The sequence below is a fragment of the Streptomyces sp. NPDC020780 genome (genome assembly GCF_044334475.1).
Lineage (GTDB): Bacteria > Actinomycetota > Actinomycetes > Streptomycetales > Streptomycetaceae > Streptomyces.
Genome location: NZ_JBIRTB010000002.1, coordinates 102,969 through 121,444, shown reverse-complemented (window position 1 = coordinate 121,444; position 18,476 = coordinate 102,969). Strand labels below are relative to the sequence as shown.

The 18,476-nt window shown below is 70.5% G+C and carries 16 protein-coding genes and 1 pseudogene; 11 read left to right on the top strand and 6 right to left on the bottom strand.

Features of this window, described 5'->3' with window-relative positions; translation table 11 throughout:
* The first annotated feature begins 95 nt into the window (after positions 1-95).
* From leuA to ACH4VO_RS03980, 4 genes are all read left to right on the top strand, one after another.
* Positions 96-1,910: a 2-isopropylmalate synthase gene (leuA, locus tag ACH4VO_RS03995; RefSeq protein WP_360991885.1), complete on the top strand. Its 1,815-nt coding sequence runs from the start codon at positions 96-98 to the stop codon at positions 1,908-1,910.
* 270 nt (positions 1,911-2,180) lie between these two features.
* Complete coding sequence (locus ACH4VO_RS03990) at positions 2,181-2,837, top strand: TerB family tellurite resistance protein (protein WP_360992131.1); 657 nt, start codon at positions 2,181-2,183, stop codon at positions 2,835-2,837.
* Positions 2,838-2,921: 84 nt separating this feature from the next.
* Positions 2,922-3,668 carry a DNA repair protein RecO gene (gene recO, locus ACH4VO_RS03985; protein ID WP_360991882.1) on the top strand — a complete coding sequence of 249 codons (747 nt, stop codon included), beginning with the start codon at positions 2,922-2,924 and terminating at the stop codon, positions 3,666-3,668.
* Between the two features lie 22 nt (positions 3,669-3,690).
* Complete coding sequence (locus ACH4VO_RS03980) at positions 3,691-4,503, top strand: isoprenyl transferase (protein ID WP_360991879.1); 813 nt, start codon at positions 3,691-3,693, stop codon at positions 4,501-4,503.
* A gap of 76 nt (positions 4,504-4,579) precedes the next feature.
* Here ACH4VO_RS03980 and ACH4VO_RS03975 read toward each other — a convergent pair whose 3' ends face one another.
* The 4 genes from ACH4VO_RS03975 to ACH4VO_RS03960 all read right to left on the bottom strand — a co-directional run bounded on the left by ACH4VO_RS03975 (position 4,580) and on the right by ACH4VO_RS03960 (position 7,771).
* Positions 4,580-5,014 (bottom strand): transcriptional repressor, encoded by a 435-nt coding sequence (locus ACH4VO_RS03975; protein WP_360991876.1) that lies wholly within the window; start codon positions 5,012-5,014, stop codon positions 4,580-4,582.
* A gap of 65 nt (positions 5,015-5,079) precedes the next feature.
* Positions 5,080-5,973, bottom strand: coding sequence for a metal ABC transporter permease (locus tag ACH4VO_RS03970; protein ID WP_360991873.1), 894 nt, complete (start codon positions 5,971-5,973; stop codon positions 5,080-5,082).
* A gap of 2 nt (positions 5,974-5,975) precedes the next feature.
* Positions 5,976-6,752, bottom strand: coding sequence for an ATP-binding cassette domain-containing protein (locus ACH4VO_RS03965; RefSeq protein ID WP_360991870.1), 777 nt, complete (start codon positions 6,750-6,752; stop codon positions 5,976-5,978).
* Between the two features lie 44 nt (positions 6,753-6,796).
* Entirely contained in the window at positions 6,797-7,771 is a 975-nt protein-coding gene (locus ACH4VO_RS03960; protein ID WP_360991868.1) for a metal ABC transporter substrate-binding protein, read from the bottom strand.
* A gap of 219 nt (positions 7,772-7,990) precedes the next feature.
* Between ACH4VO_RS03960 and ACH4VO_RS03955 the strand changes: the two genes are divergently transcribed.
* The 3 genes from ACH4VO_RS03955 (at position 7,991) to ACH4VO_RS03945 (ending at position 10,081) form a co-directional block, all read left to right on the top strand.
* Complete coding sequence (locus ACH4VO_RS03955; RefSeq protein WP_360991865.1) at positions 7,991-9,373, top strand: glycine--tRNA ligase; 1,383 nt, start codon at positions 7,991-7,993, stop codon at positions 9,371-9,373.
* Positions 9,374-9,461: 88 nt separating this feature from the next.
* On the top strand, positions 9,462-9,665 hold the full coding sequence (locus ACH4VO_RS03950; protein ID WP_360991863.1) for a hypothetical protein: 204 nt from the start codon (positions 9,462-9,464) through the stop codon (positions 9,663-9,665).
* 218 nt (positions 9,666-9,883) lie between these two features.
* A complete protein-coding gene (locus ACH4VO_RS03945) occupies positions 9,884-10,081 on the top strand; it encodes a DUF6243 family protein (RefSeq protein ID WP_069172717.1) in 198 nt (65 codons plus the stop codon).
* Positions 10,082-10,155: 74 nt separating this feature from the next.
* Here ACH4VO_RS03945 and ACH4VO_RS03940 read toward each other — a convergent pair.
* Positions 10,156-10,546: pseudogene (locus ACH4VO_RS03940) on the bottom strand (MFS transporter); the annotation flags it as partial.
* Between the two features lie 113 nt (positions 10,547-10,659).
* Here ACH4VO_RS03940 and dusB point away from each other — a divergent pair.
* The 4 genes from dusB (at position 10,660) to ACH4VO_RS03920 (ending at position 17,170) form a co-directional block, all read left to right on the top strand.
* A complete protein-coding gene (dusB, locus tag ACH4VO_RS03935; protein ID WP_360991860.1) occupies positions 10,660-11,808 on the top strand; it encodes a tRNA dihydrouridine synthase DusB in 1,149 nt (382 codons plus the stop codon).
* Between the two features lie 554 nt (positions 11,809-12,362).
* On the top strand, positions 12,363-15,074 hold the full coding sequence (gene ppdK, locus ACH4VO_RS03930; RefSeq protein ID WP_360991858.1) for a pyruvate, phosphate dikinase: 2,712 nt from the start codon (positions 12,363-12,365) through the stop codon (positions 15,072-15,074).
* 483 nt (positions 15,075-15,557) lie between these two features.
* Positions 15,558-16,574, top strand: a complete 1,017-nt coding sequence (locus ACH4VO_RS03925) for a helix-turn-helix domain-containing protein (RefSeq protein WP_360991855.1) — start codon at positions 15,558-15,560, stop codon at positions 16,572-16,574.
* 173 nt (positions 16,575-16,747) lie between these two features.
* Entirely contained in the window at positions 16,748-17,170 is a 423-nt protein-coding gene (locus tag ACH4VO_RS03920) for a VOC family protein (RefSeq protein ID WP_360991853.1), read from the top strand.
* A 55-nt stretch (positions 17,171-17,225) separates the two neighbouring features.
* Here ACH4VO_RS03920 and ACH4VO_RS03915 read toward each other — a convergent pair whose 3' ends face one another.
* Positions 17,226-18,392 carry an alkaline phosphatase PhoX gene (locus ACH4VO_RS03915; protein WP_360991851.1) on the bottom strand — a complete coding sequence of 389 codons (1,167 nt, stop codon included), beginning with the start codon at positions 18,390-18,392 and terminating at the stop codon, positions 17,226-17,228.
* Between the last annotated feature and the right edge of the window lie 84 nt (positions 18,393-18,476).

Sequence of the window (18,476 nt, the reverse complement as noted above, 5' to 3'; positions counted from 1 at the left end):
GGGCCTGTAGTCGTAGGCCGGCTCCCTCCCCGCGGAGTCCGCTGGTGCAGCGACCCGGTCGGCCGCCCCGCTGGACCTCAGAGGAGCCGTACGTCATGACTGCCGTAAACCCCGCCCCGAACACCGCGGACGCCGAGAGTGCCGCCCCCGTCGGGGGCCCCACCCCGGTCACCAACGCGACGCAGCTGCAGAAGCCGTCCGGGATGCCGGTCCACAAGTACCGCGGGTACGAGGCCGTGGACATCGCCGACCGCACCTGGCCGGACAACCGCATCACCCGCGCGCCCCGCTGGCTGTCCACGGACCTGCGCGACGGCAACCAGGCACTGATCGACCCGATGTCGCCCGCACGCAAGCGCGAGATGTTCGACCTGCTCGTACGCATGGGCTACAAGGAGATCGAGGTCGGCTTCCCCTCCTCCGGTGAGACCGACTTCGCGTTCGTGCGCTCCATCATCGAAGAGGGCGCGATCCCCGAGGACGTGACGATCTCCGTCCTGACACAGGCGCGCGAGGAGCTGATCGAGCGGACCGTCGAGTCGCTGGTCGGCGCGCGGCGTGCCACCGTCCACCTGTACAACGCCACCGCGCCCACCTTCCGCCGGGTGGTCTTCCGCGGTTCGAAGGAGCAGGTCAAGCAGATCGCCGTGGACGGCACCCGGCTGGTGATGGAGTACGCGGACAAGATCCTGGGCGACGAGACGATCTTCGGCTACCAGTACAGCCCGGAGATCTTCACCGACACGGAGCTGGACTTCGCCCTGGAGGTCTGCGAGGCCGTCTGCGACGTCTGGCAGCCCGAGGAGGGCCGGGAGATCATCCTGAACCTGCCGGCCACCGTGGAGCGTTCGACGCCGTCCACGCACGCGGACCGGTTCGAGTGGATGTCGCGCCACCTGACCCGCCGGGAGCACGTCTGCCTGTCGGTGCACCCGCACAACGACCGCGGCACCGCCGTCGCCGCCGCCGAGCTGGCCCTGATGGCCGGCGCGGACCGCATCGAGGGCTGCCTGTTCGGGCAGGGCGAGCGCACCGGCAACGTCGACCTGGTGACCCTGGGCATGAACCTCTTCTCCCAGGGCGTCGACCCGCAGATCGACTTCTCCCAGATCGACGAGATCCGCCGCACCAGCGAGTACTGCAACCAGATGGAGGTCCACCCGCGCCACCCCTACGCGGGCGACCTGGTCTACACCGCCTTCTCCGGCTCCCACCAGGACGCCATCAAGAAGGGCTTCGACGCCATGGAGGCCGACGCGGCCGCCCGGGGCGAGGGTGTCACCGTCGATGATCTCGAGTGGGCCGTGCCGTACCTGCCGATCGACCCGAAGGACGTCGGCCGTTCGTACGAGGCCGTCATCCGGGTCAACTCGCAGTCCGGCAAGGGCGGCATCGCCTACGTCCTGAAGAACGACCACAAGCTGGACCTGCCGCGCCGCATGCAGATCGAGTTCTCCCGGATCATTCAGGCCAAGACCGACGCCGAGGGCGGCGAGGTCACGCCGGACCAGATCTGGTCCGCCTTCCAGGACGAGTACCTGCCCAACCCGGACGACGCCGCGGACCGGTGGGGACGCGTACAGATCCGCTCCGGCCAGACCACGACCGGGTCGGACGGCCGCGACACGATCACCGTCGAGGCCACCGTCGACGGTGCGGACACCGTGCTGAGCGGCGTCGGCAACGGCCCCATCTCCGCCTTCTTCGAAGCGCTGCAGGCCATCGGCATCGACGCCCGCCTGCTGGACTACACCGAGCACACGATGAGCGAGGGCGCGAGCGCCCAGGCCGCCTCCTACATCGAGTGCGCCATCGACGGCAAGGTGCTGTGGGGCATCGGTATCGACGCCAACACCACGCGCGCCTCGCTCAAGGCCGTGGTCTCCGCGGTCAACCGCGCGACCCGCTGACACCTTCCGGCCTCGACGGCACAAACGTCCGATAAGCCGCGGAACCGTCCGGTCCACGAGCCCCGTCCGCCCGCCAGGGGTGGCCGGGGTTCGGCCATGTCCGGGTGGTGTGACGTCGGGGATGCTGACGTCACCACCCCCATGTGGCTAACATCACGTCCAACGCGGCAATGTCGCCGTGGGATACCTCCCGTGCCCGAAGGGCCGGGGGGAGTTGCGGAGGTGTGCGACGTGCGGCCGGCCAAAGGACAACGCGCCATAGGACTGCGCATGTACGGCATCCGTACCGTGTGGGACACCGTCGGCGACGGCGAGTTCTTCTGCCCGGGCTGCGGCGGTGACCGCAACTACCGGCGTCTCACCGGACGCCGGCGCCTCACCGTGCTCGGCCTGCCGCTCCGGGCGCGCGGGAGCGCGGGGCCCGTCGTCGAATGCGCCGCCTGCCGGGAGCACTTCCCGGTCGACACCCTCGACCACCCCACCACCACCCGCTTCTCCGCCATGCTGCGCGAGGCCGTGCACACCGTCGCCCTCGCCGTGCTCGCGGCCGGCGGCACCACCTCCCGTACGGTCCTGGAGACCGCCGCGGCCACCGTCCGCGACGCCGGAGTCGACGACTGCACCCAGGAGCAGCTCTTCACGATCGCCGAGGTCCTCGCCGCGAACACCGGACCGGACGGCACCGGTCCCGGGGCCTGCGGCGCCGCCCTCGCCATCGAGCTGCACGAGGTACTGGGGCCGCTCGCCCCGCACCTGGCCGTGGCCGGACGGGAGTCGGTGCTGCTGCAGGGCGCCAGGATCGCGCTCGCGGACGGCCCCTACGGCGTGGCGGAGCGCGAGGTGCTGGCCACGGTGGGCAGCGCCCTGCGGATCCGCCCCGACGACACCACGAGACTGCTCACCGCCGCGGCGCGTACGCCCTCCTGACCTCGCGCGAACCGGTGGCGTAGGCGGGGCACCGGAAGCGAGGACCGCCGACGGGCCGCCGTCCCGGTGGGCGACAATGGACGCATGAGCTTGTTCCGGGACGACGGCGTCGTACTGCGTACGCAGAAGCTGGGCGAGGCCGACCGGATCATCACGATCCTGACCCGGGGCCACGGCCGGGTGCGCGCCGTCGCGCGCGGGGTGCGCCGCACCAAGTCGAAGTTCGGGGCGCGCCTCGAACCCTTCTCCCACGTGGACGTGCAGTTCTTCGCCCGTGGCAGCGAGCTGATCGGCCGTGGACTGCCCCTGTGCACCCAGAGCGAGACGATCGCTCCGTACGGCGGCGGCATCGTCTCCGACTACGGCCGCTACACCGCGGGCACCGCGATGCTGGAGACCGCCGAGCGGTTCACCGACCACGAGGGCGAACCCGCGGTCCAGCAGTACCTGCTGCTCGTCGGCGGCCTGCGCACCCTCGCCCGCGCCGAACACGCCCCGAACCTCATCCTGGACGCCTTCCTGCTGCGTTCCCTCGCCGTCAACGGCTACGCCCCGAGTTTCGACGACTGCGCCAAGTGCGGAATGCCCGGACCGAACCGGTTCTTCTCCGTCGCGGCCGGCGGCGTCATATGCGGCGACTGCCGGGTGCCCGGCAGCGTCGTACCCTCGGCGGAGGCCGTCGAACTGCTGAGCGCACTGCTCACCGGTGACTGGGAGACGGCGGACGCGTCCGAGGCGCGTCATGTCAGGGAGGGGAGCGGGCTCGTGTCCGCCTATCTGCACTGGCATCTGGAGCGCGGCCTGCGCTCGCTCCGGTACGTAGAGAAGTGACACAGGGAGACGAGAGAAGCCCATGGCAGTACGCGGGATGCTCGGCGGCCGTAACCGGCGTGAGTACAAGACCCCCGAGCCGCACCCCTCCGGCGCCACCCCGCCGAAGATCCCCGGCGAGCTCGTGCCCAAGCACGTCGCCGTGGTGATGGACGGCAACGGACGCTGGGCCAAGGAGCGCGGCCTCCCGCGCACCGAGGGCCACAAGGTCGGGGAGGGCGTCGTCATGGACGTCCTCAAGGGCTGCATCGAGATGGGCGTCAAGAACCTGTCGCTGTACGCCTTCTCCACCGAGAACTGGAAGCGTTCGCCGGAGGAGGTGAAGTTCCTCATGAACTTCAACCGGGACGTCATCCGCCGCCGCCGTGACGAGATGGACGAGCTCGGTATCCGCATCCGCTGGGTAGGCCGCATGCCGAAGCTGTGGAAGTCCGTCGTCCAGGAGCTCCAGGTCGCCCAGGAGCAGACCAAGGACAACGACAGGATGACGCTGTACTTCTGCGTCAACTACGGCGGCCGGGCCGAGATCGCCGACGCCGCCCAGGCCATCGCGCGTGACGTCGCGGCGGGGAAGCTCGACCCGTCCAAGGTCAACGAGAAGACGTTCGCGAAGTACATCTACTACCCGGACATGCCGGACGTGGACCTCTTCGTGCGCCCCAGCGGTGAGCAGCGCACGTCCAACTACCTGATCTGGCAGAGCGCCTACGCCGAGATGGTCTTCCAGGACGTGCTGTGGCCCGACTTCGACCGTCGCGACCTGTGGCGGGCCTGCCTGGAGTTCGCCCAGCGGGACCGGCGCTTCGGCGGCGCGGTGGAGGCCGCCTCGTCCTGAGGCGGGGTGACGCCCGTCGGCGTGCGGGGACCCCGGGTGACACCGGGGGCTTCCGGGGACCGGGCCCCCGGAAGCCTCATCCCCGCGCGCCCGCGCAGTCGGCGCACGTGCCGAAGATCTCCACGGTGTGTGCCACGTTCACGTAGCCGTGCTGCGAGGCGATGGTCTCGGCCCACTGCTCCACGGCCGGGCCCTCCACCTCGACCGCCTTGCCGCAGACCCGGCACACCAGGTGGTGGTGGTGCTCGCCCGTCGAGCAGCGGCGGTAGACGGCCTCGCCGTCCGTCGTGCGCAGTACGTCGACCTCGCCCGCGTCGGCGAGGGACTGGAGCGTGCGGTAGACGGTGGTCAGCCCGACCGAGTCCCCCCGGTGCTTGAGCACGTCGTGGAGGTCCTGGGCGCTGCGGAACTCGTCCACCTCGTCGAGCGCCGCCGCGACCGCCGCCCGCTGCCGGGTGGACCGGCCGCGCACCGGAGCCGCGTTCGTGCCACTGCTCGGCGCCGTCGCCACAGCTGCCTCCTCGTGTCGCCCGTACGTGTGTCGGGCCATTGTGCCAGGCCGCCCCCGCACCGCGGTCACACCCGTACGTCGTCCCCGGCCGGGCGCGTCGCCGGTACCTCCAGGGTGCACTGCGCCGGGTCCTCCTCGCGTGCCCGGGCCCGCCTGCGGGCCAGCGGCGTGGCGAGCGCGGTCAGCGTGACGAACGCGGCGATGGCCAGCAGCACGATCGTCGCGCCGGGCGGTACGTCCTGGTAGTACGAGGTCACGGTGCCGGCCAGGGTCACGGCCGTGCCGAGGGCGACGGCCAGCACGAACGTCACCTTGAAGGACTTCGAGATCTGCTGGGCGGCGGCGACCGGGACCACCATCAGCGCGCTGACCAGCAGCAGGCCGACGACTCGCATCGCCACGGTGACCGTGACCGCCGCCGTCACCGCGACGAGCAGGTTGAGGGCGCGTACCGGAAGCCCGGTGACCCGGGCGAACTCCTCGTCCTGGCTGACCGCGAACAGCTGCCGTCGCAGCCCCACGGTCACCAGCACCACGAGGGCGGCCAGCACGACCATCGCGGTGACGTCCTCCTCGGAGACCGTCGACAGGGAGCCGAAGAGGAACGAGACGAGGTTGGCGTTCGAGCCGGTGTCGGAGAGGTTGATCAGCATCACTCCGCCCGCCATGCCGCCGTAGAACAGCATGGCCAGGGCGATGTCGCCGCGGGTGCGCCCGTACCAGCGGATCAGTTCCATGACGACGGAGCCCGCCACGGCGACGAGGGTGGCCATCCAGACGGGATTGGTGGAGAGCAGGAAGCCGAGGCCGACACCGGTCATGGCGACGTGCCCGATGCCGTCGCCCATGAGGGCCTGGCGGCGCTGGACGAGGTAGATGCCGATGGCGGGGGCGGTGATCCCGACCAGGACGGCCGCGACGAGTGCCCGCTGCATGAAGGGCGGTGTGAGGAATTCCATGATCAGCTCAGCAGTCCCGTCCGGGCGGGCTCGGAGGCCGCGTGGGGGTGTACGTGGTCGTGGCCGGGCAGGGCGTGCTGGCCCACGGCCTCGGGGGGCGGTCCGTCGTGCGTCACGCAGCCGTCGCGCAGCACGACCGCCCGGTCGATGAGCGGCTCCAGCGGGCCGAGCTCGTGCAGGACGAGCAGCACCGTCGTTCCGGCGGCGACCTGCTCGCGCAGGGTCTCGGCGAGGATCTCCTGACTGGCCAGGTCGACGCCCGCCATCGGCTCGTCCATGATCAGCAGCTCGGGTTCCGAGGCGAGGGCACGGGCGATCAGGACGCGCTGGTGCTGGCCGCCGGAGAGGGCGTTCACGGAGTCGGCGGCCCGGTCGGTGAGGCCGACGAGCCCGATGGCCCGCTCGACGGCCGCCCGGTCCGCCCGGCCCGGGGGCCTCAGCCTCGTACGGGACAGCCGGCCGGAGGCGACGATCTCGCGGACCGTGGCGGGGACGCCCCCGGCGGCGGTGGTGCGCTGCGGGACGTAGCCGACGCGGGCCCATCGGCGGAAGCGCCGCAGCGGCGTGCCGAAGAGCTCGACGGTGCCGCCGGTGAGCGGCACCTGCCCGATGACGGAGCGTACGGCGGTGGACTTGCCGGATCCGTTGGCGCCGAGCAGCGCCGCGACCTCCCCGGCGTGGACGGTGAGGTCGACGCCGCGCAGTACGGGGCGCCCGCCGAGCGTCGCCGTGGCTCCGCGCATGCTGATCACGGGTTCGGGCCTGCGGGGCTCGGGCACGATCGCCTCCGGTGCTGTTGCGGCTGGTACGGACGGTGCGGGGGTCACTTCGCGCCGAGGGCCTTCTGCAGCGCGGCCAGGTTGGACGTCATGACCTCGAGGTAGTCAGCGCCCTTGGACGTGCCGGTGATTCCCTCCAGGGGATCCAGGACGTCCGTCTTCAGGCCGAGGTCCTTCGCCAGCGTCTTGGCGGTCCGGTCGCTGGCGAGCGTCTCGAAGAACACCGTGGTGGCCTTGTTCTTCTCGGCGACGGAGTGGATCTCGCCGATCCGGGCGGGGCTGGGCTCGGTCTCGGGGTCGAGGCCGGCGATGCCCTCCTGGGTGAGGCCGTAGCGCTCGGCGAGGTAGCCGAAGGCGGAGTGCGTGGTGACGAACGTCCTGGTCGCGGTGGTCTTCAGCCCGTTCTCGTACGCCGTGTCCAGTGCGTCGAGCCTGCCGACCAGGGCGGTGGTGTTCTTGCGGTAGTCCGCGGCGTGGTCGGGGTCGGCCTTCTCCAGGGACTTCCCGACTCCTTCGGCGACCTCGGCGTACTTCACCGGGTCCAGCCAGATGTGGGGGTCCCGCCCGGCCTCCTCGTCCCCGTGCTCCTCGCCCTCCGCGTGCCCGTGGTCATGGCCGCCCACCTCGGAGCCGTGGTTCTCCAGCGTGGTGAACCCGGCCGCGTCCACGGTGTTCTTCACCCCCGCCTGGCCGACAGCGTCGTCGACGGCGGGCTGGACGCCCTTGAGGAAGAGGATGTAGTCGGCGTCGCCCAGTCCGCCGATCTGCTTCGGCGAGAGCTCCAGGTCGTGCGGCTCCACACCGGGCTTGGTCAGGGTGGTGACGGAGACGTGCGACCCGCCGATCTCCTCGGCGAGGAACGTCATCGGGTAGAAGGACGCCACCACGTTCAGCTTGCCGCCGTCCGCGTGGCCGGCCCCGTCGGAGGAGGAAGAGGAGGAGCAGGCGGTCAGCGCGGTGAGGCCGAGGGCGGCCGTGGCGGCGACGGCGGCGGTGGGTATGAGGCGGCGTACGTTCATGACAGTCATTTTCAACAAAAGTGGAAACGATTGTCAACAAGGCGTATGAGATGACTGGTCACGGTTCGGGGGCGGCGATACGGCCCCACCGATTTGATCCGGGGGGTGCGCCCGCCGGTAATCTGAGGTATTCGCCCGCCCGTCTTCCGATCACCACCCCCCACTGCGGCGCTCCGCGCCGTCCTTGTCCCGTTTCGTCGTCGTAATGAAGAGAGCACCGTGGCCGCCGACAAGATCGACACCATCGTCAGCCTGAGCAAGCGCCGTGGCTTCGTCTACCCCTGCAGTGAGATCTACGGTGGCCAGAAGGCCGCCTGGGACTACGGGCCGCTGGGCGTCGAGCTGAAGGAGAACCTCAAGCGCCAGTGGTGGCGCTACATGGTCACCTCCCGCGAGGACGTGGTCGGTCTCGACTCGTCGGTCATCCTGGCCCCCGAGGTGTGGGTCGCCTCCGGCCACGTCGCCACGTTCTCCGACCCGCTCACCGAGTGCACCTCCTGCCACAAGCGCTACCGCGCCGACCACCTGGAGGAGGCGTACGAGGAGAAGCACGGCAAGCCGCCCGTCGGCGGGCTGGCCGACCTCAACTGCCCCAACTGCGGCAACAAGGGCACGTTCACCGAGCCCAAGCAGTTCTCGGGTCTGCTCTCCACCCACCTCGGCCCGACCCAGGACTCCGGCTCGGTCGCCTACCTGCGCCCCGAGACCGCCCAGGGCATCTTCACCAACTTCGGCCAGGTGCAGCAGACCTCGCGCAAGAAGCCGCCGTTCGGCATCGCGCAGATGGGCAAGTCCTTCCGGAACGAGATCACTCCGGGCAACTTCATCTTCCGCACGCGCGAGTTCGAGCAGATGGAGATGGAGTTCTTCGTCAAGCCGGGCGAGGACGAGCAGTGGCAGGAGTACTGGATGGAGCAGCGCTGGAACTGGTACACCGGTCTCGGCCTGCGCGAGGAGAACATGCGGTGGTTCGAGCACCCGCAGGAGAAGCTCTCCCACTACTCCAAGCGCACCGCCGACATCGAGTACCGCTTCCGCTTCGGCGGCAGCGAGTGGGGTGAGCTGGAGGGCGTCGCCAACCGCACGGACTACGACCTCACCGCGCACTCCAAGGCCTCCGGCACGGACCTCTCCTACTTCGACCAGGAGAAGGGCGAGCGCTACACGCCGTACGTCATCGAGCCCGCCGCCGGCGTCGGCCGTTCGCTGCTGGCCTTCCTCCTGGACGCCTACAACGAGGACGAGGCGCCCAACGCCAAGGGCGTCATGGAGAAGCGCGCCGTGATGCGCCTCGACCCGCGCCTCGCGCCGGTCAAGGTCGCCGTCCTGCCGCTGTCCCGCAACCCGCAGCTGTCGCCGAAGGCCAAGGGCCTCGCCGCCGACCTGCGGCAGAACTGGAACATCGAGTTCGACGACGCGGGCGCCATCGGCCGCCGTTACCGCCGCCAGGACGAGATCGGCACGCCGTTCTGCGTCACCGTCGACTTCGACACCCTCGACGACAACGCGGTGACCGTGCGCGAGCGCGACTCCATGAAGCAGGAGCGCGTCTCCCTGGACCAGATCCAGAGCTACCTCGGCTCCCGCCTGCTGGGCTGCTGACCACCCCGCCGCGTACGAAGCCCCCGTTTCCCCACCGGGAAGCGGGGGCTTCGGGCACACTGGGCGCACTCGTCCACAGGAGGCCAGGATGCCGTCCATGACCACGAGCACGGTCAGGAGATGGGACCAGCACGGCCGTGAACACGTCGTGCACGTAAGGAAGTCGGGGATGCGGCGGCAGCTCGCCTGCGACACCTGCGGATGGCGGGAGGCCGTGCAGTTCCTGCCCTGGCTGAAGGCCGAGGGGCATCTGACCGAGGCCCACCAGGCGACGGTCGACCCGACCGCCTGAGCGGGGGAGCGGCGCGCTGCCGTGGAGGGTTGGGACCGGCGGCGGCGGAAAAGCGGATGAGGCGCACCCGCCGGGCGGGGTACCTTCTCGGTATGTATTCGTTCTTCCAGATCTACGAGTGAGCGCGCGACGGGCCGGAGCGCCCGTCGCCCATCGATTCGATCCCCGGTCCTCCGATCACGTCGGACCTCACGTCTCACCACGAATGGGAGAACCCCGTGGCCAAGAGCCGCAACAACCTCCTCGGTGTGGGCGGACAGCGCAAGAAGCTGTCCCGCGCCGAACAGCAGGGTGCGGGCCCCGCCCGCACAGCCGACCGCAAGGCCGCCGAGGACAAGAAGCAGGAACTGGTGCGCAAGATGCGTGAGCGGGCCGCCGAGGCCGCACCGGCGCAGGACGCACCGGCCGAGAGCTGACCTCCTCGCACGACCCGTACGACCGCGGGCCCGGACCACTGGAACCCAAGCTCGGTGGTCCGGGCACGTGTCCGTCCTCCGAAACCGATCGAGAACGGCACCACCAGGGTCAGACCGCGCCGCAGCGAGTCAAGCCGCAGCATGGCTCGGTGGCACCAGCGGAGCACGCCCCCGGGCGTCGGCCCGCCGTTCGACCCGGTGGAAGGCCACCGGCAGGACCGGCAGGACCGGCAGGCACAGCGGAACCCAGGTCCACAGCGGCCAGCCCGCCGCCCGTCCCTCCGTGAGCGGGGCCAGCAGCGTCGCCAGGGAGGCGGCCAGCAGCGTGCCCGGTACGTTGACGGGGGCCGGCCGGTCCGAGCGGCTCTCCGGCACCGAGCGGACCGCCAGGAACAGCCCCGCCACCGCCACCGGCACGTTCACCAGGAACACCGACCGCCAGCCCGCACTTCCGCCGAACACCGACCGGCGCTCCTCCGGGACCGCGCCTGACCGGGGTCGGCCCCCGCCAGGGGCCGCTGTCTGCCAGGAGACCGCTCGCCGACCGGGTCCCGGCCGGTGTACGCGACAATGGGGGAATGACCACGCTCGCCCCCGCCCTCCCGCTGCTCACGATCGGCCCGCACGCCGTGCGCCCACCGGTCGTGCTCGCCCCCATGGCCGGCATCACCAACGCACCGTTCCGCACCCTGTGCCGTGAGTTCTCCGGCGGCAAGGGGCTGTTCGTCAGCGAGATGATCACCACCCGGGCGCTGGTCGAGCGCAACGAGAAGACCATGCAGCTCATCCACTTCGACGCGAGCGAGACCCCGCGCTCCATCCAGCTGTACGGAGTGGACCCGGTCACCGTCGGCAAGGCGGTCCGCATGATCGTCGACGAGGACCTCGCCGACCACATCGACCTGAACTTCGGCTGCCCGGTCCCCAAGGTGACCCGTAAGGGCGGCGGTTCCGCGCTCCCGTACAAGCGGCCCCTGCTGCGCGCCATCCTCCGGGAGGCCGTGGCCCACGCGGGCGACCTCCCGGTGACCATCAAGATGCGCAAGGGTATCGACGACGACCACACGACCTACCTCGACGCCGGCCGGATCGCCGTCGAGGAAGGTGTCACGGCCGTCGCCCTGCACGGCAGGACCACCGCCCAGCACTACGGCGGCACCGCGGACTGGGACGCCATCGCCCGCCTCAAGGAGCACGTGCCCGAGATCCCGGTCCTCGGGAACGGCGACATCTGGTGCGCGGACGACGCCCTGCGGATGATGCGCGAGACGGGCTGCGACGGCGTGGTCGTCGGCCGCGGCTGCCTGGGGCGGCCCTGGCTCTTCGCCGACCTCGTCAGCGCGTTCGAGGGGACGGGCACCCGGCAGGCGCCCACCCTGCGGGAGGTCGCCGGCGTCATGGTGCGGCACGCGACACTGCTGGGGGAGTGGATCGGCGACGAGAGCAGGGGCGTGATCGACTTCCGCAAACACGTGGCCTGGTACCTCAAGGGCTTCGCGGTGGGTTCCGAGATGCGCAGGAAGCTCGCGGTCACCTCCTCGCTGGAGGAGCTGGACGGGCAGTTGCGGGAGCTGGACCTCGCCCAGCCGTGGCCGGAGGGCGCGGACGGCCCCCGTGGGCGCACCTCCGGGAACAACCGGGTGGCCCTGCCGGACGGCTGGCTCAAGGACCCCTACGACTGCGCGGGTGTGGGTGCCGAGGCGGAGCTGGACACCTCGGGCGGCTGAGACTCCTGGGGCACCGAGTGCCCTCACAAAGGCTCGCTCATATGAGCGGGCCTTTGTGGGTCGTGCTCGCGTTGTGGTGGCGTACAGAAAGCGGTACGCCCCTCTTCCGCTCCGGTTCATCACGTTCCGTCGAGGATGGGTGACCCCTGAGTGACCACGATGTGGCCATCGGGCGTCCGGATCGTGACATCTGAGCGGAGGGGGTGACGTGATTCTCGCCACCCTTGAGGTTGGGTTTGCTCAAATGAGCGCTCTTGTGATTGCTGTAATACTCAAATGATGGCACTGGGTGCCAGGTGACCGTATTTTGATCGATCGACGCGATCGGTGCTCTCCGTGGACGGATCAGGCCGGGAGTATGCACAGTGCGTCAGGAATCCTTCAAGAGGTGAACGGACGCGGCGGTGACCGTTGATCGCCGCGTCACTTTGGATCTGCTGGCGGACGGGTGGTGAGGACCCCATGACCCGCACGTGTGCGTACCCAGACACCTTTGATCTGGGTATGTTCCTCGCCGTCAGGGCAGCCACCGCGTCCTCGAGGAGTCGAGACCCGTGTCGGAAAACAAAGACCCCCAGAAGTTCGTCTACGACTTCACCGAGGGCAACAAGGATCTGAAGGATCTTCTGGGTGGCAAGGGCGCCAACCTCGCCGAGATGACCAACCTCGGACTGCCGGTCCCTCCCGGCTTCACCATCACCACCGAGGCGTGCAAGGTCTACCTCGACAGCGGGGACGAACCGTCCGCGCTGCGCGACGAGGTCAGCGCCCACCTCGCGGCGCTCGAGAAGCGGATGGGCAAGAACCTCGGCCAGGCGGACGACCCGCTGCTGGTCTCGGTCCGCTCCGGCGCGAAGTTCTCGATGCCCGGCATGATGGACACCGTCCTCAACATCGGCCTCTCCGACGCCTCGGTCGTCGGGCTGGCCGAGCAGGCCGGCGACGAGCGTTTCGCCTGGGACTCCTACCGCCGCCTCATCCAGATGTTCGGCAAGACCGTCCTCGGGGTCGACGGCGACCTCTTCGAGGAGGCGCTGGAGGCGGCGAAGCGGGCCAAGGGTGTCACGGTCGACGTGGACCTCGACGCCGCCGACCTGAAGAAGCTCGTCAAGCAGTTCAAGAAGATCGTCAGCAGGGACGCCGGGCGTGACTTCCCGCAGGACCCGCGCGAGCAGATGGACCTGGCCATAAAGGCGGTCTTCGACTCGTGGAACACCGACCGGGCCAAGCTCTACCGCCGCCAGGAGCGCATCCCCGGCGACCTCGGCACCGCCGTCAACGTGTGCTCGATGGTCTTCGGCAACCTCGGCCCCGACTCGGGTACGGGCGTCGCCTTCACCCGTGACCCGGCCAGCGGCCACCAGGGGGTCTACGGCGACTACCTGCAGAACGCGCAGGGCGAGGACGTCGTCGCGGGCATCCGCAACACCGTGCCGCTCGCCGATCTGGAGTCGATCGACAAGGCGTCGTACGACCAGCTGATGAAGATCATGGAGACGCTGGAGACCCACTACAAGGATCTCTGCGACATCGAGTTCACCATCGAGCGCGGCCACCTGTGGATGCTCCAGACCCGTGTCGGCAAGCGCACCGCGGGTGCCGCCTTCCGTATCGCCACGCAGCTCGTCGACCAGGGCCTCATCGACGAGGCCGAGGCCCTGCAGCGGGTCAACGGCGCCCAGCTCGCGCAGCTCATGTTCCCGCGCTTCGACGACCAGGCCACAACCGTCCTGCTGGGCCGGGGTATCGCCGCGTCGCCGGGCGCGGCCGTCGGCAAGGCCGTCTTCGACTCGTACACCGCCGTCAAGTGGTCGCGCTCCGGCGAGAAGGTCATCCTCATCCGCCGGGAGACCAACCCGGACGACCTGGACGGCATGATCGCCGCCGAGGGCATCCTCACCTCGCGCGGCGGCAAGACCTCGCACGCCGCCGTCGTCGCCCGTGGCATGGGCAAGACCTGTGTCTGCGGCGCCGAGGAGATCGAGGTCGACACCAAGCGCCGCCGGCTGACCGTCGGCACCACCGTCGTGGAGGAGGGCGACCTCGTCTCCGTCGACGGCTCCACCGGCAAGGTGTACCTCGGAGAGGTGCCCGTCGTACCGTCCCCGGTCGTCGAGTACTTCGAGGGCCGCATGCACGCCGGCGCCGACGACGCGGACGAACTGGTCGCCGCCGTGCACCGGATCATGGCCTACGCGGACCGGGTACGCCGCCTGCGCGTACGGGCCAACGCGGACAACGCCGAGGACGCGCTGCGGGCCCGCCGCTTCGGGGCCCAGGGCATCGGCCTGTGCCGCACCGAGCACATGTTCCTCGGCGAGCGCCGCGAGATGGTCGAGAAGCTGATCCTGGCGGACACCGACGACGAGCGCGAGGCGGCCCTGGCCGCTCTGCTGCCGCTCCAGAGGGCCGACTTCATCGAGCTGTTCGAGTCGATGGACGGGCTGCCCGTCACCGTACGACTGCTCGACCCGCCGCTGCACGAGTTCCTGCCCGACATCACGGAGCTCTCCGTGCGGGTCGCCCTCGCCGAGTCCCGCAAGGACGCCAACGAGAACGACCTGCGTCTGCTGCAGGCCGTGCACAAGCTGCACGAGCAGAACCCGATGCTCGGCCTGCGCGGAGTGCGCCTCGGCCTGGTCATCCCCGGCCTGTTCGCGATGCAGGTCCGGGCGATCGCCGAGGCCGCGGCGCACCGAAAGAACGCCAAGGGCGACCCGCGCGCCGAGATCATGATCCCGCTCGTCGGCACCGTCCAGGAGCTGGAGATCGTCCGGGAGGAGGCCGACCGGGTCATCGCCGAGGTCGAGGCCGCCACCGGCACCGGGCTGAAGCTGACCATCGGCACGATGATCGAGCTGCCGCGGGCGGCGCTGACCGCCGGTCAGATCGCCGAGGCGGCGCAGTTCTTCTCCTTCGGCACGAACGACCTCACCCAGACGGTCTGGGGCTTCTCCCGCGACGACGTGGAGGCCTCGTTCTTCACCGCGTACCTGGAGAAGGGCATCTTCGGGGTGTCGCCCTTCGAGACGATCGACAAGGACGGCGTCGGTTCGCTCGTGCGCAGCGCCGTGGCGGCGGGCCGGGCCACCCGTCCGGACCTCAAGCTCGGTGTCTGCGGGGAGCACGGCGGGGACCCGGAGTCCGTGCACTTCTTCCACGAGGTCGGCCTCGACTACGTCTCCTGCTCGCCGTTCCGCATTCCGGTCGCACGGCTCGAGGCGGGCCGGGCCGCCGCTGGACCGAAGGGCAGCGACAGCGCCTGAGAACGCGGCCGGGACACGGCCGCACGACTTCCGGGGCCGCCGTCGGACATGCCCACCCTCACCGGTCCGGCGGTGGACCCGGACCACCCGGAAGCGGCGGCACCCTGTGCGGGGGTGCCGCCGCTTCGTCAATTGAATGGCGCACCGTTCGGCTTTCTTTCTTTCCGCCGTTCGGTGCGCAAAGGCCGGGCCGAACGGACCGGGGTGCGGTCCATGGATCCCCACCCATGGACCGCACCCGGCTTACCCCCGCCGGGTGCGGAGCCGCACCGGTCACCACCGCCGCCGACCGGGCGAAGCCCCCCACGGCCCTCACCCGCTCTTTCGGTGGTGCCGGATGCGCACCCGACGTCGTACAGCCTTTCGTTCCGGGGGGATGCGGGCGAGACGTTTCAACTGTGGCCGAAACCCCGTGGTGACCTGCTGTGACTGTATGCATACCCTTCGATGGGGGCGATTGCTGTTGCAACAGGTGGGGGTTCGGTGCTGCGTATCCATGTGTCCGGAGTGGACCTGTCCAGAGTGCGGATGGCCACCAGGCCGGACGCAATGTGGGAAACCATTCTGAGTTTCCACCGGCTCAGGGACCGGCGGGGTTCCACGGTGTTCGGGAAATGGCGGACGGAAACCCGTGCCCGGTTGAATGGTGAAGCACGTCTGCTGTCGGCGGTGGTTCCCGCCCGCGGCTATTTCCCCGACTTCCTGACGCCTTCCCGGGAAGGCGGCGAGCCATTCGGTCTCGACGCGGGAATGGAGGCGCTGCGCGACACCCCCGAGGACCGTCTCCGCGACGAGGTGGCGCTGCTGGCCGGTGACCGGTCCCCGGCGCACCGGTCACCGCGTGGCGGGCGCTCGCCCGCCGCCCTGGCGGACGCGCTCGCCGAAGGCCGTACGGAGCCGCTGGGCCGCCTCGTCGCCACCCTGCGCGGCTACCATCGCGCCGCGGTCGAACCGTACTGGCCGCACATCCGGGCGAGCGTCGAGGCGGACCGGGCCCTGCGGGGCCGCGCGCTGCTGGACGGCGGCGCGGACGAGCTCCTCGCCACCCTCCCGTCCACGATCCGCTGGCGTGCGCCCGTGCTCGAGGCGGACTACCCGGTCGACCGCGACCTGCACCTGGACGGCCGGGGGCTCCTGCTGCAGCCCTCGTTCTTCTGCCGGGGTACGCCCGTCGTCTACCGCGACCCCCGGCTGGCGCCCGTCCTCGTCTACCCGGTCACCCACCCCGGCGCCCCGGGGTTCGCCGAGCCCGGACCGTGGCTCGGGCGCCTCGTGGGCCACACCCGCTCCGCCGTCCTCCAGGCGATCGGCGACGGCTGCACCACCAGCGAGCTGGCCCGCAGGGCGGGGGTCTCGCTGGCCTCGGCGAGTCAGCACGCCTGCGTACTGCGCGAGGCCGGCCTCGTCCTCACCCTGCGCCACGGCAGCTCGGTCCTGCACACGCTGACACCGCTCGGTGCCTCGCTGCTCAGGGGAGGGGCGCCGCTCGCGCCGGCCTGAGCGGAGGGCCGTACGGGACGGCCGTTACCGGGACCGGCGAAGGACCGGCCGGGGCGTGCCTCCCCGGCGGGCGATGAGTTCCGCCGTCGCCGGCCGTCCATCCCCGTGAAAGCGCTCGTACAGGGCGCCGCGGACCGCGTGGAAGCACGCCCGGACGGAAGAGTGGATCCCTCATGACACAGCCCCGGATGATCTTCGTGAACCTGCCCGTCAAGGATGTGGAGACGTCGAAGAGCTTCTTCTCGAAGCTCGGCTTCGGCTTCAACCCGCAGTTCAGTGACGACAGCACGGCCTGCCTGGTCATCAGCGACACCATCTTCGCCATGCTCATCGGCGAGTCGCGCTTCAAGGACTTCACCAAGAAGGAGATCGCCGACGCCGGCAGGTCGACCGAGGTGCTCATCGCCCTGAGCGCGGACAGCCGTGCCCAGGTCGACGAGATGGCGGACGCCGCGCTCGCCGCGGGCGGGTCCCCCGCCAACGACCCGATGGACGAGGGCTTCATGTACGGCCGGTCGTTCCAGGACCCGGACCACCACATCTGGGAGGTCGTGTGGATGGACCCGGCCGCCGTCGAGGCCGGCGGCCGGGCCTGACCGCCGCGGGGCAGCGGCGCGCCGCCGCTGCCCCGGCGTCCGGCCACGGGCGAGGTCAGCCCCGGAACGGCCCGGCGACCTCGTAGGTGATGCCACCGGAGGAACTGCCGCTCGTCCCGCGCTGCGAGGAGAAGTAGAGCCGCTTCCCGTCCGGGGAGAAGGCGGGCCCGGTGATCTCCGACCCCGACTGGCCGCTGATCCGCAGGAACGGTGCCACGGTGTCGTCCGGTGTGATCAGGCAGATCTCCATGGTGCCGCCGTCCTCGGCCACGTACAGGTCGCCCGAGGCGGACCTGGTGACGTTGTCGACGCCTGTGAGCGGTGCCGTGCCGCCGGTGACCAGCGAGTCGTCGTACGCGAGCGACAGGGAGGACGTGTTCGCGTCGTAGGCCCACACCCTGTTGTCACCCTTGGTGGTGAACCAGCAGGTGCCGGCCGCGTAGAAGCAGCCCTCGCCTCCGTTGAAGACCTTGGCGCCGGACACCTGGTAGCGGGTCTGGGTGGGGGAGCCGTCCGGGTCGGGGACGGTCGCCCAGGTCACCGGGCCCGAGGTTCCGGTGCCCGCCACCAGCACCTGGAGCGTGCCGGAGGAGAGGCTGCCCCATGTGGCGGGGCGGAAGCGGTAGAACCGGCCGTCCGTCTCGTCCTCGGTCAGGTAGACGTAGCCGTGGTCGGGGTCCGCGGCCGCCGCCTCGTGCTTGAAACGGCCCAGCGCGGGGCGCTGCACGGCGGCGTTCACTCCCCACGGGTCGGTCTCGTAGACGAAACCGCGGCTGACCTCCTCGCAGGAGAGCCAGGTGTTCCACGGGGTGCGCCCGCCCGCGCAGTTGTTGTTCGTGCCGGACAGGATCCGGTAGGCCGAGGTGACCGTCCCGGAGGAGTCGAAGCGCACCGCGCTCGCCCCGCCGCCGCTGCCCGAGGACACCTCCGCGTTGGAGACGTAGATCCAGCCGCTGCCGTCGGTGAACGTCGCGCCCCCGTCGGGTGCGCTGTGCCAGGCGTACGAGGTGCCGGGGACGGTCTGTCCCGAGCGGGCGACGACGCGGCTGCTGAAGCCGCTCGGCAGCAGGATGCCGTCGGCGTTCGCCGCCTGCAGGGCGCCGTAGGGGCCGGGGGCCGGCTGGGCCGGAGCGGCGACGGCGGCACCCCGCCAGAGGGTGCCGCCGAAGGCCGCCGCCGAGCTGCCGATCACCGCTGTGCGCAAGAAGGTCCGACGTTCCACGATCACTCCACGGGTGACGTGCGGGCCCGCCGGTCCGGTCGGCCCGGCGGGTCGAACGTCAGGACAGTAGAGGCCGTCAGTTGA